The organism is Sulfitobacter sp. SK011 (assembly GCF_003352065.1).
Lineage (GTDB): Bacteria > Pseudomonadota > Alphaproteobacteria > Rhodobacterales > Rhodobacteraceae > Sulfitobacter.
In genome coordinates this window covers 3,260,697-3,283,190 of the sequence record NZ_CP025803.1, presented here as the reverse complement: position 1 = coordinate 3,283,190, position 22,494 = coordinate 3,260,697, and the positions used below count along the sequence as shown (strand labels likewise).

General features: G+C 55.0%; 21 protein-coding genes and 3 pseudogenes. 17 read left to right on the top strand and 7 right to left on the bottom strand.

The window, feature by feature from the left end; genetic code table 11:
- Positions 1-32: 32 nt before the first annotated feature.
- From C1J02_RS16135 to C1J02_RS16110, 6 genes and pseudogenes are all read left to right on the top strand, one after another.
- Positions 33-425 (top strand): hypothetical protein, encoded by a 393-nt coding sequence (locus C1J02_RS16135; protein ID WP_162798353.1) that lies wholly within the window; start codon positions 33-35, stop codon positions 423-425.
- Positions 426-486: 61 nt separating this feature from the next.
- Positions 487-581, top strand: a pseudogene (locus C1J02_RS20955) (ATP-binding protein); the annotation flags it as partial.
- 340 nt (positions 582-921) lie between these two features.
- A pseudogene (locus C1J02_RS16125) lies at positions 922-1,811 on the top strand (IS3 family transposase).
- 787 nt (positions 1,812-2,598) lie between these two features.
- On the top strand, positions 2,599-3,954 hold the full coding sequence (locus tag C1J02_RS16120; protein ID WP_114879490.1) for a DNA methyltransferase: 1,356 nt from the start codon (positions 2,599-2,601) through the stop codon (positions 3,952-3,954).
- A complete protein-coding gene (locus tag C1J02_RS16115) occupies positions 3,951-4,301 on the top strand; it encodes a DUF5681 domain-containing protein (RefSeq protein ID WP_162798352.1) in 351 nt (116 codons plus the stop codon). Before C1J02_RS16120 ends, C1J02_RS16115 begins: the two co-directional genes overlap by 4 nt.
- Positions 4,270-5,619 (top strand): hypothetical protein, encoded by a 1,350-nt coding sequence (locus C1J02_RS16110; RefSeq protein ID WP_162798351.1) that lies wholly within the window; start codon positions 4,270-4,272, stop codon positions 5,617-5,619. The genes C1J02_RS16115 and C1J02_RS16110 overlap by 32 nt, the downstream gene beginning before the upstream one ends.
- Positions 5,620-5,962: 343 nt before the next feature.
- Here C1J02_RS16110 and C1J02_RS16105 read toward each other — a convergent pair whose 3' ends face one another.
- Entirely contained in the window at positions 5,963-6,730 is a 768-nt protein-coding gene (locus C1J02_RS16105) for a methyltransferase domain-containing protein (RefSeq protein WP_114879487.1), read from the bottom strand.
- Positions 6,731-6,874: 144 nt separating this feature from the next.
- Positions 6,875-7,573, bottom strand: a complete 699-nt coding sequence (locus C1J02_RS16100; protein ID WP_114879486.1) for a helix-turn-helix domain-containing protein — start codon at positions 7,571-7,573, stop codon at positions 6,875-6,877.
- A gap of 145 nt (positions 7,574-7,718) precedes the next feature.
- Between C1J02_RS16100 and C1J02_RS16095 the strand changes: the two genes are divergently transcribed.
- Complete coding sequence (locus C1J02_RS16095) at positions 7,719-7,961, top strand: hypothetical protein (RefSeq protein WP_114879485.1); 243 nt, start codon at positions 7,719-7,721, stop codon at positions 7,959-7,961.
- 505 nt (positions 7,962-8,466) lie between these two features.
- Here C1J02_RS16095 and C1J02_RS16085 read toward each other — a convergent pair.
- Positions 8,467-9,381, bottom strand: a complete 915-nt coding sequence (locus C1J02_RS16085; protein WP_114879483.1) for a LysR family transcriptional regulator — start codon at positions 9,379-9,381, stop codon at positions 8,467-8,469.
- Positions 9,382-9,570: 189 nt separating this feature from the next.
- Here C1J02_RS16085 and C1J02_RS16080 point away from each other — a divergent pair, with 189 nt between their 5' ends.
- From C1J02_RS16080 to C1J02_RS21185, 9 genes and pseudogenes are all read left to right on the top strand, one after another.
- Complete coding sequence (locus tag C1J02_RS16080) at positions 9,571-10,191, top strand: class I SAM-dependent methyltransferase (RefSeq protein ID WP_114879482.1); 621 nt, start codon at positions 9,571-9,573, stop codon at positions 10,189-10,191.
- Positions 10,192-10,267: 76 nt separating this feature from the next.
- A complete protein-coding gene (locus C1J02_RS16075) occupies positions 10,268-10,894 on the top strand; it encodes a DUF2306 domain-containing protein (RefSeq protein WP_254693130.1) in 627 nt (208 codons plus the stop codon).
- Between the two features lie 51 nt (positions 10,895-10,945).
- On the top strand, positions 10,946-11,365 hold the full coding sequence (locus C1J02_RS16070) for a DUF6326 family protein (RefSeq protein WP_114879480.1): 420 nt from the start codon (positions 10,946-10,948) through the stop codon (positions 11,363-11,365).
- Between the two features lie 51 nt (positions 11,366-11,416).
- Positions 11,417-12,061: a class I SAM-dependent methyltransferase gene (locus tag C1J02_RS16065; protein ID WP_114879479.1), complete on the top strand. Its 645-nt coding sequence runs from the start codon at positions 11,417-11,419 to the stop codon at positions 12,059-12,061.
- A 509-nt stretch (positions 12,062-12,570) separates the two neighbouring features.
- Positions 12,571-13,044, top strand: a complete 474-nt coding sequence (locus C1J02_RS16055; protein WP_114879478.1) for a GNAT family N-acetyltransferase — start codon at positions 12,571-12,573, stop codon at positions 13,042-13,044.
- Positions 13,045-13,313: 269 nt separating this feature from the next.
- On the top strand, positions 13,314-13,793 hold the full coding sequence (locus C1J02_RS16050) for a DUF2938 domain-containing protein (RefSeq protein WP_114879477.1): 480 nt from the start codon (positions 13,314-13,316) through the stop codon (positions 13,791-13,793).
- Positions 13,794-14,033: 240 nt separating this feature from the next.
- Positions 14,034-14,903, top strand: coding sequence for an NAD(P)-dependent oxidoreductase (locus tag C1J02_RS16045; RefSeq protein WP_162798350.1), 870 nt, complete (start codon positions 14,034-14,036; stop codon positions 14,901-14,903).
- A 158-nt stretch (positions 14,904-15,061) separates the two neighbouring features.
- A complete protein-coding gene (locus tag C1J02_RS16040) occupies positions 15,062-15,550 on the top strand; it encodes a phosphoglycerate mutase family protein (protein WP_162798349.1) in 489 nt (162 codons plus the stop codon).
- Between the two features lie 126 nt (positions 15,551-15,676).
- Positions 15,677-15,796 (top strand): annotated as a pseudogene (locus tag C1J02_RS21185) (integrase); the annotation flags it as partial.
- Between the two features lie 13 nt (positions 15,797-15,809).
- On the opposite strand, the gene C1J02_RS16030 reads toward C1J02_RS21185, so the two are convergent.
- The 4 genes from C1J02_RS16030 to C1J02_RS16015 form a co-directional block, all read right to left on the bottom strand.
- Positions 15,810-16,970: a Hint domain-containing protein gene (locus C1J02_RS16030; protein ID WP_162798348.1), complete on the bottom strand. Its 1,161-nt coding sequence runs from the start codon at positions 16,968-16,970 to the stop codon at positions 15,810-15,812.
- Positions 16,971-17,652: 682 nt separating this feature from the next.
- Positions 17,653-18,231 (bottom strand): TRAP transporter small permease, encoded by a 579-nt coding sequence (locus C1J02_RS16025; protein ID WP_114879473.1) that lies wholly within the window; start codon positions 18,229-18,231, stop codon positions 17,653-17,655.
- A 64-nt stretch (positions 18,232-18,295) separates the two neighbouring features.
- Complete coding sequence (locus C1J02_RS16020) at positions 18,296-19,567, bottom strand: TRAP transporter large permease (RefSeq protein WP_254693129.1); 1,272 nt, start codon at positions 19,565-19,567, stop codon at positions 18,296-18,298.
- Positions 19,568-19,683: 116 nt separating this feature from the next.
- Positions 19,684-20,919, bottom strand: a complete 1,236-nt coding sequence (locus C1J02_RS16015; RefSeq protein ID WP_254693128.1) for a TRAP transporter substrate-binding protein — start codon at positions 20,917-20,919, stop codon at positions 19,684-19,686.
- Between C1J02_RS16015 and C1J02_RS16010 the strand changes: the two genes are divergently transcribed.
- Positions 20,901-22,361, top strand: a complete 1,461-nt coding sequence (locus tag C1J02_RS16010) for a PLP-dependent aminotransferase family protein (protein WP_114879471.1) — start codon at positions 20,901-20,903, stop codon at positions 22,359-22,361. The genes C1J02_RS16015 and C1J02_RS16010 overlap by 19 nt on opposite strands.
- The last annotated feature ends 133 nt before the right edge of the window (positions 22,362-22,494 follow it).

Genomic DNA, 22,494 nt, shown 5'->3' with positions numbered 1-22,494 from the left:
CTTCCGGCTCATGTACGCAAAGGAGGACCATCATGAAAAATCCAATTGAACGTCGCGTTCTCTTGCTGAGCGCATTTTGCACTTTGACACTTGGCCTTGTGATCCCGGATTTCGCAGATGCCCAATCGCGGGGTTCAGGACGCGGCGGCGGCCAAGGCGGAAGCCGTGGCGGCGGGTCGTCTGGCGATGATCACGGTGGCGGTGACGACCACGCAAGCGGTGACGATCACGGCGGTGGTGATGACCACGATGGCGGTAGCGATCATGCTAGCGGCGATGATCACGACGATGGATCAGGTCACACAGGTGGCGGCAAAGGCCCAAAATACCGCGGCGGGCGTGAAAACGCGCATTCAGGCGGACGCCGCGGCCATTCTCTTGAAGACCGGGTGCTCAAGATGCCATTGCCGGATCAGGCTCTTTAAAAAATGATAACAAAGCCGTCTCGCAACCTTTCAACGAGATTGCGGACACGCCTGCACCGGTGCCAAGATGACAGTCGCGCTCCTCCACCGTCTCACGCATCACTGCGAGATCGTCGAAACCGGGTCTGAATACGGCGTTTCAAAAACCGCACCTGATCCTTGTTGTTAACCACGCTGGCACGTCGCCGCTGCGTTAGATGGAGACGACGCAGCACTGTGCCAGCTTAGCAAAAAACAGGGCCAATTTTTCTGGCGTATAAAGGGTCAACATCTGTTGCCGACTGACATTTCCACAGCCCCTGTCCGCATGATTTGAATTCAGCCATAGCAATTCTTGAGATTGCAGCGAAAGTCCGGTGTGGATGGCTCCTGCATAGCAAGACATATTTGTTCTGATTTGTGCATTTGTCAGAAGCTGAGCTACCCCCCGAAATTGGGACACTGACGTAAGCTGCAATTTGTTGTCTGCTGATCTTCAACACGAAGGAGATCGGACATGTCGAAACGGAAGCAACATCACCCAGAGTTTAAGGCCAAGGTGGCGTGGGAAGCGCTGAAAGGCGAAGAGACGGTCAGCGAGTTGGCCAGTCGGTTCGGGGTGCACCCGACGATGATCCATCAGTGGAAGCGGGCTCTGCTTGAGGGCGCGTCTGGTGTATTTGAGCGCGGCGGCCGGAAAGCACCGGAAGTTGATGAAGAGCAGGTCAAAGACCTGCACGCGAAGATCGGGGAGCTGGCCGTCGCCAACGATTTTTTGGCCAGAAGCCCAACACCAGCAAAGCCGCAAAGGGGCACAAGATTTACCCCTATCTGCTACGCGGCCTTCGCGTTGATCGGCCCAATCAGGTTTGGTGCGCCGACATCACATATCTGCCAATGCGGCAGGGGTTCCTATATCTGGTCGCGATCATGGACTGGCACACCCGCAAGGTACTGGCTTGGCGGATATCAAATACGTTGGAGGCTGGCTTCTGCGTCGATACGTTGAACGAAGCGTTGCACAAGTTCGGCCCGCCTGAGATCATGAACACGGACCAGGGCAGCCAGTTCACGTCGTTTGCCTGGACGGACAGATTGCGGCGCTCAAACGTGCGTATCTCAATGGATGGCAAAGGCCGGTTCCTCGACAACATCTTTGTCGAACGCCTGTGTCGATCATTGAAATACGAATGCGTGTACCTGCATGCCTGGGAAACAGGATCAGAGGCGAAGGCAGGCGTCAGAAAGTGGATCGACTTCTACAACCACAAGCATCTACATTCCGCCCTTGGCGGCAAGCCACCAGCCGTGGTCTATTGGCAGAGAAATGAAACAACCAACCCCCCTTACGGTGATGTAAACATCAGCTGCCGGGCAACGGATCAGCAGGTGCAAAGAGTAGCTTAACTTACGCCAGAACCTGTCCAATAAATGGGGAGTAGCTCATTAGAAGAAACATAACATCGTAAGTTCTATCAATAACTACGAAATCTCAACTACCATCTTGGAATAAATGCAACGGAAAACTGTTACGAACTAATGTAACGAGCCGGAGCTCGCCGCTATTCTAACCTATTGATATTGTGATATTATATATAAGTGGCTGTGCAGCCAGTTCAAAGCTATCGAGTCTGGGCAGAAATACCCTGCTAACAGGGAAATTTACAGGGAATTGCAACGTTTTTGGGCCTGATTGGGTAAATTCTTCTCGGGTAAGATCATATGATTCAATGGGTTAGGGGTCAAATTCCCTAGAGGGCGGAACAGGGAATTGGTTTTGGATAACAGGGAATTGGATTTCCCTGTTACGGACCGGATCAGGGAGCAATAATTGCCTGCTGCCTGGTGCCGCAGATAACCCACTAGCCCCACTATATCTGGTGGTGATATCGCCGTAGGCCACACCATGGGTTTACTTTGTTCCCGTTTTGGGCTAGTCAGCGTGTGGACGATAAAGGCGATCGACCAAACTCAGGCGGTCGCAGGAACGATGATGCGATAAAGACTGGCGGTGTCTCAAATACCGCCACCGGATATGCAGGCCGGGGCTTTCGAGCCGAAACGATGATGATCAGAAGATGCGCGCGCCGGCGGTAAGGCGACTTCACAGCTCATTTGGGCCGCGATCGCGATCGTCAACACCCTTCTTCAAGTGAACATGACGTGATCAGCGGCTCCTTCATAGGAGGCCAACATGGCTCACAAAAATCCAAGTATGCGCATCGACGCACTGATCCCCTGGGCGCAAAATGCCCGCACCCATTCCCCGAAACAAATCCGACAATTGGCCCGAAGCATCCAGACGTTCGGGTTCACCAACCCGGTCCTGGTTGACGAGCGAGGAACGATACTGGCAGGTCATGGTCGTGTGGAGGCTGCGCGGTCGCTGGGCTTGACTGAGGTGCCGTACCGACGGCTGGATCATATGACGGAGGACCAGAAGCGTGCCTATGTTCTAGCGGACAACAAACTGGCTGAGAATGCGGGTTGGGATAACGCGCTGCTGGCTATCGAACTGGGCGCACTTCTCTCGGCTGATCTAGACTTTGACCTCGGCGTGATCGGCTTCGATCCAGGCGACATAGATGTGATCATCGAGGGCGAGGTACCAGCGGAAACGACGCCACCGGAAGACGAGGTGTTGCCAGCTTGCGAGAAGGCTGTAGTCACGCGGGTAGGGGATCTTTGGCAGCTTGGCGATCACCGGTTGATTTGCGGTGACGCGAGGCAGGGGAGTGTGCTTGAGGCTTTGATGCCGGACGAGCTAGCGCAGATGGTGTTTTGCGATCCGCCCTACAACGTGCCGGTTCACGGTCATATCTGCGGCACGGGAGCGACACGACATCGCGAGTTTGCTATGGCGTCGGGAGAGATGTCGCGCGACCAGTTCACATCGTTCCTGAACGAGGCGTTCGACCAGTTGCGCAAGAAGTCGTTGGAAGGGTCCATCCACTTCATCTGCATGGATTGGCGTCATATAGGCGAAATCCTACAGGCTGGTGAGGCGGCCTACTCTGAACTCAAGAACCTCATTGTCTGGGCCAAAGACAACGGTGGCATGGGCAGCTTTTACCGCTCCCGGCATGAGCTCATCTTTGTCTACAAGGCAGGGACGGCACCGCATATCAACACGTTTGGTTTGGGGCAGGGCGGTCGCTACCGCACCAATGTTTGGGAATACCGTGGTGCCAACTCCGGTGGTGCAGCACGGCTGGAAGAGCTTGCAATGCATCCGACGGTCAAGCCGGTTGCGATGATTGCGGATGCGATGCGGGATTGTTCGCACCGCGGCGGCATCGTGCTTGACGCCTTTGGTGGCTCGGGATCGACGTTGATTGCGGCGCAGCGGACGGGGCGTCGCGCACGTCTGGTCGAGATTGATCCAGTTTATGTCGACCGCACGATCCGTCGCTGGCAGGCCCTTGCACATGATGATGCCGTATTGGTCGCGACCGGAGAAACCTTTGAGGCGCGGAACCTGCGGCTTACTGAACAGGATCACGAATGGGCAGAACCTGTCGCCGCCTCAGATAGTGCGGTGACGTCATGATGGATGAAGATAAGGACTACGAAGTTGGCTACGGCAAGCCACCGCGCGCAACACGGTTCCGCAAAGGGCATTCGGGCAACCCAAAAGGGCGACCGAGGCAGGCGCGGGGTGTTCGCACATTGCTGGAAACGGCTCTGTCTAAGAAAATCACCATCAATGAAGCAGGGCGCAAGTCGCAGGTGAGCAAAAGCGAGGCGCTGATCCTGTCGTTGATCACCAAAGCCATCAAAGGCGACATCCGCGCGGCGGCACAGGTCCTGCGGTTGATGGAAGAGCAAGAAATCGTGCACCAACAGGATGAGGGGATAACGATTAATGTCATCGATCGATTTGACCATCCCGAATAACTGGCAGCCTCGGCAACACCAGAAAGACCTCTATAGGCAGTTTGGCCACGGTAGACAGTTCCGCCGGGGTTGCGCGGTCTGGCACCGCCGGGCGGGCAAGGACAGCGTGGCGCTCAATCTGACCGCCCGCGACATGTTCAAGCGCGTCGGCACCTATTGGCACCTGTTCCCCGAACAGGCACAGGCACGCCGCGCGATATGGAACGGCATTGATGCGCAGGGCAGGCGGATCATTGATCAGTTTTTGCCGCCTGCCGTCAGACGACGCACCAGTTCACAGGACATGCTAATTGAGACAGTAAACGGCTCGGTCTGGCAGATGGCGGGATCAGATAACTATGACAGTCTGGTGGGGTCGAACCCTGTTGGTGTCGTGTTCTCAGAATGGTCGCTGGCCAACCCAGAGGCTTGGGATTACATCAGGCCCATTCTCGTGGAAAACGATGGATGGGCGCTGTTAATCTTCACGCCGCGAGGGCGCAACCACGCCTACGGCACCTACCGCACAGCGCTGGATTCTGGCAATTGGTATTGTGAACGCCTGACCGTCTCGGACACTGGGCTCATTCTGCCTGAGCAGATTGAAGAGGAACGCGAGGCTGGCATGTCGGATGGAAAAATCCGCCAGGAGTTCGGCTGTAGCTTTGAAGCCGACAGTGATGACCAGTTGATCTCTTATGACCTTGTTGCTGCGGCAATGGCCCGCCCCTCACCGGCACTGAACCAAGCTGAGAAGATCCTGGGGGTAGATGTAGCACGGTTCGGCAACGACAAATCGGTTCTTTACTTCCGCCAAGGTCGTGATGGTGCACCGCTTCCGTACGAGCGGCACGCGGGTTGGGACACGATGAAGTTGGCGTCACGCATTGCGGAATGGATCAACAGATGGCAGCCAGATGCGGTCTTCATTGACGATGGCGGTGTTGGCGGCGGCGTTGTAGACCGCCTGCATCAGCTTGGGTTCCGCATCGTCCGAGGCGTGAACTTCGGCATGCGCTCAGATCGAAGCAGCACCGGAGAAACCGTCGCCAACAAACGCACAGAGATGTGGTGTTCCGCGCGCGACTGGATTGCGCGCGGGCACCTGCCAAAAGATGACCGCTTGGCAGAGGAGCTCACGGCTCCGATGTACGGCTACAACGCACACAGCGCCCTGATGCTGGAAGGCAAGGACAGCATGCGCAAACGCGGCGTACCGTCTCCCGATATCGCTGACGCCTTCGCACTGACATTTGCATATCCCGTTTGGCCGCAAGAAGACGATCAACAGGACGGAATCTGCCTGTTCCATGGGCAATCGGAAGTGACTGGGTATTGAACAGGCGGGGCAATGGAAGAGTCCGGCCCGGAAGCATCGCGTTACAGCAAACGAACCTCTGCCAGGTTGGTTGACAGAGATCATAGCTTGGCAAAACGGGCAAGGACTGGGGTGCCCCTGTTCATTCAAAACAGCCGTTCAATAATGCCGCAGCTAAGGTCTGGAGAGAGCCCACACCGGATTTGGTAGTTTCTCGCTGCGCGCGCTCGCAGCAGGAAAATTGCTGCGGATGCATCGATTTCAACGCTGCCCAGCAGCGGTCAGACCGGTCGTTCATGTGGGCTGCAGCAGGACTTGGACTCGAACTCACGGATCGCTGGGCAGAGATGCCTATCGGAGGCGCTTATTTGCTCCCGGAAAGAATGTAGCGGTTGAGCGAAAAGAAGACGTCACCGTTGCGCTCTAACTGTTCCTGATCTTCCAGCCACCTGGCTTGCTCGTCTTTGCTGAACTCGGGAGCGCCTTCCATTATGGATGTCGCGAATCCTATGGTTTGGCGCGCATATGTTTCGTCTCCCAGACCTCTGTTCAGAACCACGAAGCTCTCGACCTCGACATTCGAAAACCCTGCCCGCGACAATCGGTGCGGGAGCGTTCTTGGTAAATGGGCGTCCGCATAGACCGCCTTGTAGGCGTCCATCACTCTTGCCATCAACTCGGGGTGCCGGTTACGCCAAACCAGAGTATCCCAATCCGTGTCTAGGATGACGACCCGCCCGCCGGGTTTGAGAACGCGATAGGTTTCGGCAAGTGCCCGGTCAATATCCGTCAGGAAACAAAACACCTGTGCGCCCGCCACGGCATCGAAACTTCCGTCCTCGAACGGCAAATCCTGCGCGTCACCCTGAACAAACACTCCTTGGGGACAAAAATGGCGGGCCATTTCAAGGATGGCTTCCGAAGAATCCAGTCCAACTACCTCGCCCCCCGACCCAACGTGCTCGGCTAGTTCGCGTGCGAATATCCCGTTGCCGGAGCCAAGCTCCAGAATTTTTTCACCTGACTTTGGCGAAAGAACACGCATGTGTTCCGAGCGTTGACGTATCATGTCCTCGGTTCGCGCCATTCTTTCCTGCTGGGCGGCCATCTCCGGATTATAAAAATCATTCATCGAATTCTCCTCCGTGATCTCTAAATCGCGATTTTTTCCTTCGTCAGAGTTCGGGCCCGATGCCAGTGGACTTTCTATGAAAATGCCATCACTCCTACGGGCACCTTACACTGGTCCAATACATATGTTTGCTGAATCGTCCCGTCACGCCATCGCGATCCCGTCGGTGTCCGAATAGACATTGTGCGGCAGCCACTTTGTGAAGTTCCTAACCAAACGTGTATCACCGCTCAGGAATATGTTGCCCTCATCTATTTCGCGCGACAGGCTGCGGCGACCCAGGTAGATACCAGTCAGCACACCGACCCTACATTCCACGTACAAGTCCGGTTCCAGCTTGGGGTCGTGTACACAGAGGTCGGCCTCGGCACCGCGTTTGGCAACGATCCAGTACGTGTTGTGCTTGCTGGTGGCGTCGGGAAAGCGGAAACGTACAACATTTCGGCCCTCAATCATTTCCTCGGGATTGATCCGTCGACGCAGCTTCCACATCAGCATTCCGGCATCTTGATCCGAAAGCGCGATTTCCGCATTCACATGGCGTTGGGCCCAGCGGGCCAATTCGTCAAAAATCGGTTCAAGCTCAATCGCTTTTTGCGTGCGAAAATAATCAACCGTGCCCTGAGCACGGTTTTCCACACGTTCGATCATTCCATTGGCTTCGAGTTCCTTGAGGCGCTTTGACAACAGCCCGGGTGACAGCGCTGGAAGCGCGCGCCGGATTTCGTTGAACCGCGTGTTGCTGTCCCAGAGCTCGCAGAGAATTGGAATCGTCCAGCGGGGTTCCAGCACCTCGCAGGCCTTCGAAGTCGGGCAGTAGATTCCATATGTTTTGGTTGCCATGTTCAAATCCCCCTGCTTTCGAGAATACGTTTTGCCGTCGGACCTATCTAGTTCAGAAAATGTACCGGGACCGCTTCAGTTCCTGCACTATCTGCCGGGCAAGGCCACCTGTCAGAGTGAGGATATATCGAAAAGGAGGCACACAATGACCCGCAAAACTCATACAACCCCGCTCACCGAGTTCGACTTGATGGTGATCCGTGCAGGCGGCAGAACGCAGGCAGAACTCGAAGCAATGGCCCAAGGTGGCTTTGGTTTTGGAGTTCGCTGCATGGTTTGTGCATTCCTCGCAGACACGCTTTACCGAGTTGTCGTGAAACTCGAAACTGGCGCAAACCGTGCCACGGAAGCATCCCACCACCGGCTGACCGCAAACCCGGCTGCTTGACCGAAGCATAGGACTCGAAGCGAACGAAGGGGGGCATGACACCGCCCCTTCGATGTTTGGAGCACCAGCCAATCGCGGATTTCTCGCCGATATGGTGCCGTTCGGGCTCGTTGCTTTTGGTCCCTCATGGAAGAGTTCAAAGACCGCTTCGGCGAAATGGGCTGCGTCGCAGCGAGAAGCGAGATGCAATCGCGAGTGGTTTCTGCGCTCGCATTCGCTGCATTGGCAAAAGACGGGTCTGTCCCGCAATGCGGTCTTCGGTGCATTGCGCAGCAAAAGACCGCTTTCCAAACAGTGTGTGTGAAGGTTGGCGCTCCCGGCCCTAACCAGCCGTTCATCGCGAGATACGTTGCCGCATTGCAGCTTCCCCAAAGCGGACGTTGATCGATTGCGCAGCATTTCCAACATTAACGTACACTCATCGGACAAAACGAACTCGTGCAAGCGCAGCTTCAATTACTGCCACGCGACCTCACTTGCTCCGGGTTCGGCGCATTTACACCTGTCAATCGCCACCACCTCGGCGCTTCGCAACGTCTGACAGACCCCGTGCCAGCAGGTCGAATACCATCCGGATACGGCGGCTGGTCTGTAACTCCCGATGGGTGACCAGCCAGATTGGAAACTCAAGCGAAGGGAAATCCGGCAAGACCTTCTCTATGCTAGGTTCAGCCTCGCCCAACGTTTCGGGCTGCATCGAGACGCCGTAGCCCGCTTTCACCAATTCCCATGCGACGACACCGCTCTCGCTCGACATCACGAAGCTCTCTGCGCGAACGGGCACGCCCATGTTGTGCAGTGGGGCCATTAGCCGCTCGGGGTCGGCGTTGCCGACGAAATCGAGTGCGGCCACATCGCGCGGTGTCCGTGGGCGGCCCGCACGATCGAGATAGTCGGTCGCGGCATAGAGAGTGGCGCGAAAATCGCCCAAGTGCCGTGCGATCAGGTCCGGCTGATCCGGGCGGACGTGGCGTATCGCGATGTCCGCCTCGCGCTGCGTCAAATTCTGCATCTCACTCGACGCAAGAATGCGGACGCGGATGCCCGGTGCCATCTGTCTCAACGGCTTGAGCACGCCCGGCAGGATCGCCGCTGACAAGAGGTCCGTTCCCGTTACCGTGACCTCTCCGGTGACATCCTGAGATTTACCGTCGGCCACCATCGAGATGAGCGTCGCAGCCTCGCCCATCGTGCGCATGTGATCAATCAAGTCGCGCCCTGCTTCCGTCAAGGTAAGACCACGGACGCTGCGTTCTACCAGCGTGACGCCAAGTGCCTCCTCCAACGCACCGATCTGCCGTCCTATCGTCGGCTGCGTTGTCTTTAGCACGCGCGCCGCGCCGCTGAACGAGCCCTCCTCAGCTGTCGCGAGGAAGGCGCGCACTTGGTTCCAATCGAAGGAGACGGCCTGCCAGTTCATTCATGAGCGTATAGCAGGTGGACGAATTTAAGCAATCGACCTTTCATGAGCGCATGGATGATACCGGCTGCGAAAAGAGACCAGCCTGGTCTCGGCAATCGAAAGCGACACAATGTATTCCGCAGTTTCTTACGACTGGCGCATCCGCGCTGCTTCAAACCTGAAGTGCAACACGCAAAGGAATCCGACATGACTGCCCACGCCTACTGGGACCGGCATGCGCCCAAATACGCAAAAAAGCCCATCGCCGATGTCACCGCCTACGAAGAAAAGCTGGAATGCGTCACTGCGCTTCTTCGATCGACCGATCGCGTTCTTGAAATCGGCTGCGGGACAGGCGGCACGGCGAGTAAGATCGCGCCTGTCGCCGCTCATGTGACCGCAACCGACCTTTCTGCCGAGATGATCCGGATCGCCCGGTCACGATCAGTCGGAGATGCCGCGGGAACACCAGAATTTCTTCAGGCGGAGGCGGCGCAACACATTCCTGGCCAACCGTTCGAGGTCATTTGTGCGTTCAGCCTGCTTCACCTGGTGGATGACATACCCACCGTGCTGGATGCAGCATTCCACCAAATGAAACCCGGCGGTCACTTCATATCAAAGACGGTTTGTCTGAAGGACGCGCCGCGCTGGATGCGAGCCATGGTTCGCGTGCTCATGGCCGTGCGGATCGCGCCTAATGTGATCATCTTGAGTCGCGCTGAATTGACCCGGCACCTGATCCGGGCCGGGTTCGAAATCGAGCAGACGCGGTACTTCGGAAAGAACCGACTGAGCCCCTTTATCGTCGCGCGCAAGCCCGCCTGAGGCAGACCGACACCTTATTCTGAGAGACCGAAGCATGCACTTTATCAGCCGTCGCGAATGGGCGTTCCTTGCCCTCGTGTTCCTCTACTCTTTCATTCCGGCAGTCGTCGGGCTGGTCCGGCTCCCGGAACTTCTCGGCGCTCCGGCGATCATCCCGCCGAACCCGCGTGCGGTGATCGATCCCCTCCCGATCACATTGCATATCCTCGGCAGTTCAGTTTTCTGCCTTGTCGGGGCTGTGCAGTTCCTAGCGAGCCTGAGGCGCTACCGCCCCGCCCTGCACAGGACCCTCGGGCGGATCGTGGCGGCAGCGGGATGCGTCAGCGCACTCACCGGTCTCTGGATGACCGTGGCCTATGCATTTCCCGACGCCCTGCAGGGACCACTGCTTTACGTGGCAAGGGTCACGCTTAGCCTCTCGATGGTCGCTCTCATCGCATGGGCTGTTGTCGCGATCCGGTCGCGAGACGTCGCCGCGCACCGCGCCGCGATGCTGCGCGCCTATGCCCTCGGCCAAGGGGCCTCAACGCAGACCGCGCTCTTTCTGGTCACGATGGGCCTCTTTGACACCGAGCCGCTGGGCTTTTCCCGTGACGTCCTGATGGTCGGGGCGTGGGCCATCAACCTTGCGATTGCGGAATTCCTGATCCGGCGCGCCTTCGCGACGCGCACATCCAGGGCCGTGATCTCTAGCCGGTTGTGACCCCCAGCCTGATACCAGCAAACTCCAGAAACAAAGAAAGAAGACACCGAAATGAGACGGCTCGATCCCCATATTCTTTTGTCGGCCTTGTGGCTGTTCATCCTGCTCAACATCATCTTTCGCGACATTCATCAGTTCGTTCTCGCGTCCCACCTCGAGATGCTGCTGACCGGCTATTACAACGGCATCGAGATCACCGAAGGGCTGATGCTGCTAGGCGGTTTCCTCGTCCAGGTCCCGATTGCGATGGTGCTGTTTTCACTCCTGCTGACCTGCAGGATCGGTCGCCCTCTCACCATCCTTGCCGCGATCATTACAGCGGGTACACTCCTTTCCTCGGCCCCCACCGACATGGATGACACCTTCCACCTCGTCCTCGAGCTCGCAGCTCTTGTGGCAATTCTCTGGACCGCATGGACGTGGCCCGAGCACGAGCATGCTGCAACAAAAGCCGACGCTAACCCATTGTAAGTTAACGTGTTCGCATCGCGGACACTTGAAAAAAGAACCAGGAACAAGAAGATGCTGTCACAGGCGCCCCTACGCGACGCAGTTGATCAATACGAAAAACTGGCCCCGCGCTATGACAAACTTCATCATCGCTGGCTGCGTCATGCAGGCGGTGAGGCGCAGGCCGCCTTGGAAGGTCTGGTGCGGGCGCTTGCTACGCCGACTTCGAAGTTTTTGGATGCTGGCTGCGGCACTGGCAACCTGGCACGCGGTTTGATTGCCGAGGGCATGTCACCAAATATGATGACCCTTCTCGACCCTTCTGCGGCCATGCTTGCGCGTTGCGCCGACATTCGCGTTCCAAAGATACAAGGACGATTGGAGTCCTTGCCGTTTGAGGACGGGGCATTCGATCTTGTGACGTGTGCTTGGGCATTGGAAACCGTTCCGAATCCCCATTTGGCTTTGGTTGAGCTTTGCAGGGTCGTTCGAGTCGGCGGCGCGCTTTGCCTCGCGTTTTGCGCCGATGAACCTGCCCGTGGTTTGGCCGACGGTCTGATGCGCCAGGCGCTTTTGTATCGCGGAACCGGTCGGTTTCTGTCCCGCTCTCAATTGATGCAAACAATAGAGACCTTCGAAGATTTCGAAGTGCGTGCAATCCCGAGCCATGGTCCAGCTTCGACCTTGCTTGCAAAACGGTCGGGCGCAATAACCTAGGCGGTTTGGTGGCCGAGCGTAGAGGCGAAGATGACACCCACTGAAACATGGAGAGCAAGCATGATCGGATATGTTACCCTCGGAACCAACAACTTCGACGCCGCGCTAAAATTCTACGACGCCTTGTTTTCGAGTGTTGGCGTAGAACGCCTTTGGAAACACGGCGATCTGGCGGCATGGGGCCGCTCGAGAGCGGAGCCTGCGTTGTGCCTTGCACGTCCATTTGATGGGGAACCGGCAAGCGTTGGAAACGGGGTGATGGTCGCTTTGAAAATGACCACTAGAAAAGCCGTCGATACGCTTCACGCCAAGTGCCTCGAACTTGGCGGAACATATAAGGCCCCCCCCCGGCCCTCGCGGAGATCATGGTTTCTACGGAGGGTATATCCGGGATCTGGATGGCAACAAACTGAATGCGTATGTCCCAGCGTGACAGCAGGCAAAGAGTTGGCTGATGAAATATCGCGTCCAGCGGACAATGAGCGACGAGCACATCGAAAGACGCCGCAATGAGATCTGAAATAAAATTCGTCCGATTGTCGGAAATCGACCCAGCCGAAATCTTGGCGCACATGTCCGACCCTCGTGTGGCCGAGCATATGCCGCTTCTGAAATTTACTTGGAATGCCGAGACAGTGGCGCGGTTTGTCGCCAAAAAGGAAGAGTGTTGGTGCCGTGACGGACTTGGACATTGGGCATTTTTGTCCGATGACCGATATGTCGGCTGGGGTGGATTTCAAAAAGAAGGAGCCGAGTGGGATTTCGGACTGGTCCTGCGGCACGACGCGTTTGGCCTCGGGCCGCGCATCTCGCGAAAGGCGATCGACTTTGCGATTTCGGATGTACGCATCCCGTATTTGACCTTCCTTTTACCACCCTCTCGAACGCACCTGCGGGCACTCCACAGACTTGGAGCGTGGCAGGTTGGCGAAGTCGATTATGACGGGGAAACCTTCCTCAAATTTCAACTTGCGACAGAGTGACAGAGTGACAGCATTGTCCGATTTCTGGCACATCGCCAGCTTCAGAGTGTGTCGTAACTCGCGGCCCATATCGGACTTTGATTAAATGCCTCGACGCCGCCTCACAGATTCTCCAAAGCAGACCTTGGTCAGTCCTGCAAAATTCAGGTGAATGGCCTGTCAACGACTGGCGACAGGCGCGATACGATCTGTGAGGTCAGGTGATCATGATCGACAGAGGAATGATCAGGCGGTAAGTCTAACGAAATCTGGCTGATCTGGAAGCAAACTTGACAGAAACAATATATTATGGAGTTCTGATTGGCTTAGGCGCAACCTTGGCGATGGACGCTTGGGTGTTCATTCAGAATCGTCTTTGGAGTTTACCCCTGCCCAATTGGGCCATGCCGGGGCGCTGGTTTGCTCATCTGTTCAGGGGAAAGATGTTTCACAAAGACATCGGACAGGCCGATGAAGCTTCCGGTGAACTGGTCTTGGGGTGGCTGTTTCACTATGGCGTTGGTGTCGTATACGGAATTGTTTTCTTATTTATGGTGGGACCGACGTGGCTGAAAGAACCCGACTTTCTATCCGCTTGGATATTTGCGATCGCAACGATTGCAGCCGGGTGGTTTATCCTGCAACCGGGCATGGGCCTTGGCTGGGCAGCTAGCAACACACCTACGCCTTGGAAGTCACGCGGCCTTGGATTGATTGCCCACACTGCGTTCGGCCTAGGGTTGTGGGCCAGCGGAATATTGATCGGCTAAACATTTTAGGTCCGGTATCGCACATCCCAGCGGCATGAACAGAGGCACGGACGGCCCAGAGCCGACCTCCAACCGGGAGAGGCGATGCTGCGGTCGCAGCCCACATAGCCGCCATTCGCTGCAGTCGCGAAATCTTGAGGTCCACGAATGGGAAATTCGCGGACACTGCCGCCATTGGCAGACTTGCGGTTTGTGCATAGGGTCAATGCATTCGGCACGCCCTTACCTGGAGTACAAGCAATGAGTGAAGTTTCTATCCTCGGACTTGGGCTGATGGGAATGGCTATAGCCAAAGCCTACCAAAAAGGAGGCGTTCCTATAACGGTTTGGAACCGCACAATCAAAAAGGCAGAGGCGTTGGAACCGAAGAATGTCGTCGTCGCTCAAACGATTTCAGAGGCAATCGCTGCGAGTCCGGTTTCAATAATCTGTGTAGAGGATCCCAATTCGGTTCTTACGCTTTTTGGGCACAGTCAGGTCGAGCCGATACTCGATGGTCGAACAATAATTCAACTCAGCACCAGCCTGCCAAAGCAGGTAAGAGAAGACCAAGAATGGTTGGCTGAAAGAAACGCTGACTTTCTGTACGGAGCCATTCACTGTGGCCCCCAGGATTTGGGAACGAAGGACGGTAATATCCTGATCTCGGGCCCCTCTACTATCTACAACCCGGTTGAAGGCCTCCTAGGCCATCAAGGCGGGAAGATAGAGTATCTCGACGACGACATCGCAGCGGTATCCGTGCTTGACTTGGCGTGGTTGTCGACCCGTTTCGGTGAATTCATGGGAATGCTGCACGCTTCCAACATTTGCGAGGCAGAGGGGGTTGAACTGCAGAAGTTCATTTCGATGTTTCCTGATAGTGCACGCATTCAGCATCATGTCGGAACAATCCGAGATGGAACTTACGATCAAAGAACGGCCACGTTGTCCATTTGGCAGGCATCTCTGGAACTGTTGAAGCAGCAAGCCATTGACGCTGGCATGGATGCTGGGTTTCCAAGCCACGTTGGAGGTCTTTTTGAGAAAGCAGTCAAAGCCGGCTACGGCGATGAACATGTTATGGCCTTGTTCAAAGTTCTGAGAGGCGATGGGCGGGCTGCCGATTGAAAATTTGGCTCACAAAGGTCAGCTGAAGGTACCGCCATGTTTTGTGGCTGCTAAGGCGGATCAACATCCGCAGGTTGGGATAGAGCTGCCGCCAACTTGATTTGCCAGCTTCTTTCTGAAAAGATGGCACCCTGTTCACAAGTCGGGAGTGGAGTTTTGTGCGTTTTCTTTGTGCCGTTCTGATTCTGAACTTGGCGACTGGTTTTTCTGCCGCAGCTCAGGAAGCAGTTTATCTGATCCGACATGGTGAAAAAGAGCTGTCTGGAACTGACCCTGTCCTCACCCCGGAGGGCAGACAGCGCGCAGCAGATTGGGCTGAGATGCTTAGGAATGTTGGCCTTGATGCCATCATCACGTCGGATGCGCTGCGAACTCAAGAAACCGGCGGCATAATTGCCAACGCCCTTGGCCTTGAAATCAATGCCTTGCCAAAAGGCGATGTCGCAGGGTTGGTCGATTCATTGGAATTCGACCATGAAGAAGAGACAGTTCTAATTGTCGCCCATGCTGAAACCATTCCACAAATTCTGGAATACATGGGCGTGCTTGAAGACGTCACGATCGACCAAAGCGAATTCGGCAATCTTTATGTTGTTCTTAGATCCTCTTCGGATAGTCCAACCTACATTCATTTGTTGATGCCTTGACGCATTCTGACAGGTCCGCTTCGGGCTCGAACCGGACTTCGGAAGCAGCGCGGCATCCTGTGATATGTTGACCCGTCAATGTCTGGTTGTCGTTGTGGGATGGATTGGCGGATCGGAGGATCAGTCATGGAGACACCAAACTTACCTGCCATTCACGCACTTCGCGCTGCTTGGAACAAAGGTCGTATCGTCGGTCAAAAACGCCCACTGAAGCCAAAGCATGTTTGGACGATCAGGGTCCGCCTGACCGCGTTGCGGACTAAGCCGCCATCGGCAACAATCCACAGGTCATTTTGTTCATATGAAAAAGTAGTTCAGCCTCGTAACGTTTAAGAACCATTCTCGCGGTGTGGTGGTGTTGAACTTCCGGCGCGCTAGAATCTGCATCAAAGATCCAGCAGTCAGGATTGTCCAAAGCCAGTATGCCAAGATCACCCAAGTACAGGCTTTCTACCCAAGATCCTTCGGCACAGATAATTTGATGTTGAGCAAAAAGAAGGTGATAATATATGGGGCCCGTGTTCTTTGAGGAAACATGGACGCCATTGCACCCTAGGCAGCTGCGAGCTGATGTTAGTACTTCGTTCTGGCCGAAAAGCAGTTCCGTAAAAACTCCTCCAACCAGAACCCTATGCGATCCCGAAAGAAACAGGTCGCGGTCATTGCCAATACTTCCTTTGGGAAAGGCAATTGGTAGCAATGATGGGCGCTGCCTTATCTCCAAGACGGATGGGCTGAATTTACCCACACCGCCCAGACGAACATAGCCGGCGTCTTTAGAGAGGATGCTAGCTCCTGCCTCCAGGTTCTCAATCAATACGGGACCGTCTTCGGTGAGGATTGCGGTTCCTTGCAAGAAGCAAGGTACACCCGGAGATCCAGGCGTTGGTGACGCTTCGACCAGATCGCCGTTCGAATCTCGGGCAAATGCTGTGCCATTTGGTGCGTTACTGTCGATCGTTTCGCCAGCGCCGATCTGGTTTGTTCCAGGAAATCCCGATGGCAATGTGGGAGCACGTGGCGGGTTACCGTATGACAGAACAATATAATCACCGGTGGATGTATCTACGAGAAAGAGCGAATCAAATTTTTGACCTTCGCCATCAGGGATCCAATTTGTACCTTCTGAGACGCCGCCATCAAAGTACCCCGCCGGAGGTGTGCCAGTGTAATTTCCGACAATTGTCGCGGTTCCATGCGCTGCGATGGTGTCAGTCGCGCCAAAGCTGTAAAGTAGGCTATTCTTCTGGGACCAAACTTCATAACCGTCAAGTGAAAGCACGGAACCAGACGTATTTTGGAGTTCAATGAATTCATCGGACTTATTGGTATTGCCATCGCCGTCAGTATCAATGGCTGCTCCACCTGCATTATCTGCAAGTACTTCACTGATAATAAGGTCATTCAGCCTATCGGCCATTGCACGCTCCAGAAATTCAAGAGGACATTGCATGATCCTCACGACTATATTGGGGCGGAAAATGGAGCGAATTGTGACTGCAACCCCATTTTGGTTTCACGCAAAAAGGGACAATAAAGGCGGGCGAACATGACCAAGTCTGCAAAAAAACCAGTCGTTGGTTCAAATCGCAGCATTCGGTAAAAAGGGCTCAGAGCGGTCATGCGGTGGTGCAGCAGACTGACTGGGGAGAGCTAGCTGGGCATCGGCGCTTCCGGCCCAAAGCTGCCGCTCATCCTACCATGCCACCGCTGCGCTGCGGCCCGTAATTCCGGACTTTCGCTGCAGGTGCTAAATCGAGCCTACATCGAACTGGTGGTGTGCGGGACTTTTTTGCCGTTCGTCCTGAAAAACCCAATGACTGCTTCATTCGTAAACCCCATCATCGAGGCGTAGTGGAAAAGTTGAATGACAGTTCTGCGACCTGATCCTCCGCCTACTTGGTGATCACCTGTTTGATCCCTAAAATCAGCCTACAGTGAACTGGGTTCAGTGATGCAAATCAAACCACTGTTCAGTTGTTTCTGGTCCAATTTTGTGGCGGCCTGCAGCTGTGCAATCTCCTTCCAGCAGCTACAAGCGCGAAGGTTTCCTACGTACGATCATCGCGGAAGCAGTCGGACACTCCCCAAAAAGCGGCAAGTCAACTGGGGTCGGGCCCTTCGGAGGCATCGAAGTCGCTGGCGTGTTCATAGATACCAGCCTTTAATCGAAGGCTATCCTCCAAAATGGATGCCAAGGCCGCGACGCTGACAAGGAACCCTGAGATTGGGACAATGCTGATGGCATAGCTCTTTGGCATGTAATTCGGCTTGTATACAAAGCTGCCATCTTCCCAAGCGAAGTACCACATTTCCCAATATTTGCCGCCCATCGTGGAAACAGCTTCAACCCCGTAGATGATCATCACGATACCCAGCCCGAAGATCACCACAGACCAAAATTGTTGAATGACGAAGGCGACTTTGATCGGTAGCCAAGAATATATCAGGTCTAGGGCGATATGGTCCCTGTCGCGAACTGTCAGCGCAAGGGCGATGAAAACCAGCCAGATATTGCTAAGAACCGTCAAAAGGTCCCCCCAGACAGGCGGATTTTCAAATACATAACGCATGACGACGGTGTAGACCGTGAAAGCAACCATCAGCAGCAGCAGAACAGCGCAGAAAGCAGTGAGGGTTTTCTTGACAGCGCGGTCGATGAACTTGAAGGCGGTTAGCATCGGGAAGCCCCCAAGATCATAGCTGTGATGGCGATAAGGGTGGGCATATAGACGTGATTAAGTGTCATTTCACGAACCCCAAAGCTTTCGGCAGGAACATCGTAATGTCGGGTACAACAATCAACACGAATAGCAGCGCGAAGAGCGCAACGAGGTAAGGCAGCATCGCAACTGCGACCTTCTCAAGTCTGACGTTCGCGATTGCTCCGGCCGTGAAGAACGCCACTCCGACAGGAGGCGTCACCGAGCCGATCAAGAAACCGACAACCACGACCAGTGCCGCCTGCACATCCGGATAACCTGCCTTCACCATGACATCTACAAGCACCGGCCCTACGACGATGATATTAGCCGCTGAGTCCATTACCATGCCCAAAAGACAGATAAATAGAACCAGGACGAACGCGAACAATAGTGGGTTGTGAGTATAACTCAGAAGCCATTGCTCGAGATCGTTGATCGCCCCCATTGAGGTCAGCAACCAGCTGAATGGACCAGAGGCCGCGATGATGATAAACACCATTGCCGAATTGCGAAAGGCTCGGACAAAGGCGCTCTTGCAATTTGTCCAGGTAATAGTGCGATAGACGAAAAGCCCAACAGCCAGCGCAATGGTAGCCGTCAGTGCACCTGCTTCGACCACCCCTGCAATACCAAACACGACAGATCCGACCAGAACAACCGGAATAAGCAGCGCAAAAGAGGACTTGTAGCCCACGACCATCACCGCTTTGAGGCTGAATGGCTCCTCGCTCCGCTCAAAGTTATTGCGGCGCGCGATGATGTAGTTGATAACCATCAGCAGCGCGCCGATCAGGAGGCCCGGAATGATTCCAGCCGCAAAAAGGGCACCTACGGAAATGCCACCCGCATTCGCGAGCACGATCATCATGATCGAGGGCGGGATAATTCCACCGATGGTGGAACTGACCGCCGTGATCGCCGCGGCAAACGCTGGAGGGTAGCCTGCCTTTTTCATCGCGGGCACCAGCAGGGACCCGACGGTAGCTGTGTCAGCGACGACCGATCCGTTCATGCCCGCAAAAAACATGCTGACTAGAACATTGACTTGCGCCAAGCTACCCCGCGCACGCCCGATCAGGCGACGGCTTAGCTCGACCAACCTGTCCGTGATCGTAGCACTGGTCATTAATTCACCAGTCAACATGAAAAACGGAATGGCTGTAAGTGGAACCGAGTCGATAGCGCTGAACATCTGACTGGGGATCAGGATCATCGGCGCTGCGTCGGTGAGCAGGATGTAGACCACCGGGATCATGATCAGTGTGAATCCAACAGGTGCGCCGAGCAATATCAGCATCACCAGAACGATCATGAGCACTATGCTTTCCATCGTGGCCTTGTTCCTGTTCAGTTTGGCGAATTGAAATGGGGTGAGCGAATTTCGCGGCGCAGAACTAGAGTTCCACGCCGCGTTTAGTGTTGAAGGCCCTAGAGTGCCCCGGCTTCTTTCAATTGAGCGATGAAATCATTCATCCCCTGCTCTTCGAGAACGCGAGTGGCCGTTTCAGGATCGAATGTGCCTTTGGCATTGATCCAGGCATCGACTGCACCTGCGCGCCACAACGCGATTTCTTCCTCGGTTGGAACATACCACTCCGTAACTGCTGCCTTGATTATGGCCTCGCCGTCGGCAACCCACTTGCGGTCAAGTTCCTGCTGGCTTTGACCAAATGCATCAGCGGCGGTGTGGAGCCATTCGCGCTCTTGATCGGTCAGCGCGTCATACTGGCGTTTGTCCATCGACAACTGGTTGCCAGACCACGAACCATTGATTTCGGTAAAGAACTTGGCAACTTCGTGTAGCTTCGCGATTTCCTGCCAAGGAGTCGCCACATACTGACCCGAGACAACACCGGTCTGAAGGCCTTGATAAAGCTGGGTCCAGTCATATGGGACCGGCACGGCACCCCAATTGCTGATCAGAGTGTATTCAATCGGGCTTTTGGTGACGCGCCATTTGATGCCCTCCATGTCCGAGGGCACATGCACGGGACGCAGGGCATTTCCGAGCTGACGAAATCCACCGCTTGAATAGACAGTCAGGCAGACGTGGCCAGACTCTTCAGCGGCGATTTCACATTGCTTCTTTGCCAACCATTCGGAAGAAATTCTGTCCGCGTCTGCTGCGGACTTAAAAATGTAGGGCAAATCAAAGATCGACAGCGAAGTACCAAAGCTTTGAAAGTTGGCGGTCGAGCTGGTCCAGAGTTGTATCAGCCCTTGATTGGCCTGCTCGCCACAAGTCTGCTCACCGCACAGCGAACTGCGATAGTGTGGCTCAATCCGCATCTGACCGCCGGACACTTCTTCCAGTGTCGGCATCAGCGCCTGTTCGATCCCATCGCCGATGGGCATGCCCAACTGACCAACGGTGCCCAGCTTCAACACCATTTCTGCGCTAGCACCCTGCGCCGATACAGCCATGGCAGTTGCAATTGCAAAAAGTTTTCCTACGGTTTTCGTTTTCATGTTTTCACCTTCCTTTGACAGAGATTTCTTGGGTGCACTGTTTACCGCCGTGGTCTTCTTTGAAAGTGACAGATGAAGTGAATGAAGAGGACAGAGCGGCATAAACTTGAGCGGAAGCCAGAAAGCCGGGTAAGGTGCAAAGCCATGGTAAGCCACTTTGGCAGGGAGTCGCCTCGTTGAGTTTAACCGCCCCAAAATTTCTAAGGCTACCGAAGAGTTCGACGCTGAGCCTGCGCGATCAGATATGCGAGGTAGTGAGCGCCGCGATTACCGCTGAGTCGTTGGCACCGGGGCGCCCACTTCCCTCTTGCCGCGAACTCGCAGAGCAGTTTGGAGTTTCACGAAACACGGTTTTCGCGGCTTACAACCGTTTGATCGACTTGGAACTTCTGATTTCCCGCGACCGCTCTGGCTATTTTGTGAATCCGCAAATGGTCTCTTTGAAAAAGGCAAGCGAGATCAAAGCAGACAACAACACTATCGCTCCCTGCCCAGTTGTTTTTCAGCCCAATAATCTGATGCCCGTGGTCAATCCTCTGGACTGGAACAGCTATCCGTACCCATTTATCTATAACCAGATCGACCCTGAACTGTTCCCCGTCGATAGCTGGCGCGAGTGCACAAGACAGGCTTTGGGGCGCAAACAGATGCCTACTTGGGCCAACGATTCTGTCGAAAGTGACAGCCCCCAACTTATCCAGCAACTGCGGCAAAGGTTGCTGAACACACGCGGCATCTATGCCGAAGAGGACGAGATCCTGATAACGCTTGGCTCGCAAAATGCACTCTTCATACTTGGCACCATATTCGCGCCGAACAGGAAGCCCGTGGCGCTCGAAGATCCCGGCTTCTTTGGCGCGCGCAACGCCTTCCGTTTGTCTGGCAACGAATTAATTGGCGTTCCTGTCGACAAGGATGGGCTGATCCCATCGGCCATCCCCAAGGGATGTCAACTGGTCTTTACCACACCCAGCCACCAGTTCCCGACAATGGTGACGATGAGTTCGGCGCGGCGCGAAGAACTGATAAAAACGGCATCTGCGAAGGACTTCATGATCATCGAGGATGATTACGAAGCAGAGATGAATTATGTCACCAAATCTTCACCGTCCTTGCGTTCGATGGATCAATCCGGCCGTGTTATCTACGTCGGTAGCCTGTCAAAAACTGTATCTCCTGGTCTCAGGCTTGGTTTTATAGTCGCCCATCGGGACATTATTCGCGAGGCACGCGTTGCACGCGGTGTAATGATGCGGCACCCGCCGACCATCGTTCAGGAAATCCTGGCTCTGTTCTTCCGATTGGGCCACTATGATGCCCATCTGCGCAATATCGAGCGGCGTTATGAAAAACGCTGGCACGCAATGACCACAGCCCTGAGCAATCATCTCGGCATGTTGCAGCGAACCGCGTCCAAGGGTGGGACATCGTTCTGGCTGACGGGTCCTGAGGGGTTTGATGCAGCGGAATTGGCTCTGCGCCTGCGCGCACGCGGTGTCTTGGTTGACAGGGGGCGGGACTACTTCCTCAACTATGACAATAACAGAAGCTTCCGCTTGGGATTTGCCTATGTCCCGGTGTCCAAACTTGAAGCGGGCGTCCGAATTATCGCTGAAGAAGTTCTGGCTGCACTGTAGCTTCCTTTTTAGGTGAAATCCAACTGTCCCTTCGAAAGGCCGCACCTGTCTCTCGTGGCAAGTCCTCGTTTCCAGTTAACTGGGTTTCTATATGCAAGGGCAAAAAGGCCTTTGATCTAATTAGCTCGGTTTT

Coding starts and splice junctions, on each gene's coding strand:
- C1J02_RS16135 (WP_162798353.1), top strand. CDS start 33: ATGAAAAATCCAATTGAACGTCGCGTTCTCTTGCTGAGCGCATTTTGC.
- C1J02_RS16120 (WP_114879490.1), top strand. CDS start 2,599: ATGGCTCACAAAAATCCAAGTATGCGCATCGACGCACTGATCCCCTGG.
- C1J02_RS16115 (WP_162798352.1), top strand. CDS start 3,951: ATGATGGATGAAGATAAGGACTACGAAGTTGGCTACGGCAAGCCACCG.
- C1J02_RS16110 (WP_162798351.1), top strand. CDS start 4,270: ATGTCATCGATCGATTTGACCATCCCGAATAACTGGCAGCCTCGGCAA.
- C1J02_RS16105 (WP_114879487.1), bottom strand. CDS start 6,730: ATGAATGATTTTTATAATCCGGAGATGGCCGCCCAGCAGGAAAGAATG.
- C1J02_RS16100 (WP_114879486.1), bottom strand. CDS start 7,573: ATGGCAACCAAAACATATGGAATCTACTGCCCGACTTCGAAGGCCTGC.
- C1J02_RS16095 (WP_114879485.1), top strand. CDS start 7,719: ATGACCCGCAAAACTCATACAACCCCGCTCACCGAGTTCGACTTGATG.
- C1J02_RS16085 (WP_114879483.1), bottom strand. CDS start 9,381: ATGAACTGGCAGGCCGTCTCCTTCGATTGGAACCAAGTGCGCGCCTTC.
- C1J02_RS16080 (WP_114879482.1), top strand. CDS start 9,571: ATGACTGCCCACGCCTACTGGGACCGGCATGCGCCCAAATACGCAAAA.
- C1J02_RS16070 (WP_114879480.1), top strand. CDS start 10,946: ATGAGACGGCTCGATCCCCATATTCTTTTGTCGGCCTTGTGGCTGTTC.
- C1J02_RS16065 (WP_114879479.1), top strand. CDS start 11,417: ATGCTGTCACAGGCGCCCCTACGCGACGCAGTTGATCAATACGAAAAA.
- C1J02_RS16055 (WP_114879478.1), top strand. CDS start 12,571: ATGAGATCTGAAATAAAATTCGTCCGATTGTCGGAAATCGACCCAGCC.
- C1J02_RS16045 (WP_162798350.1), top strand. CDS start 14,034: ATGAGTGAAGTTTCTATCCTCGGACTTGGGCTGATGGGAATGGCTATA.
- C1J02_RS16030 (WP_162798348.1), bottom strand. CDS start 16,970: ATGGCCGATAGGCTGAATGACCTTATTATCAGTGAAGTACTTGCAGAT.
- C1J02_RS16025 (WP_114879473.1), bottom strand. CDS start 18,231: ATGCTAACCGCCTTCAAGTTCATCGACCGCGCTGTCAAGAAAACCCTC.
- C1J02_RS16020 (WP_254693129.1), bottom strand. CDS start 19,567: ATGATCGTTCTGGTGATGCTGATATTGCTCGGCGCACCTGTTGGATTC.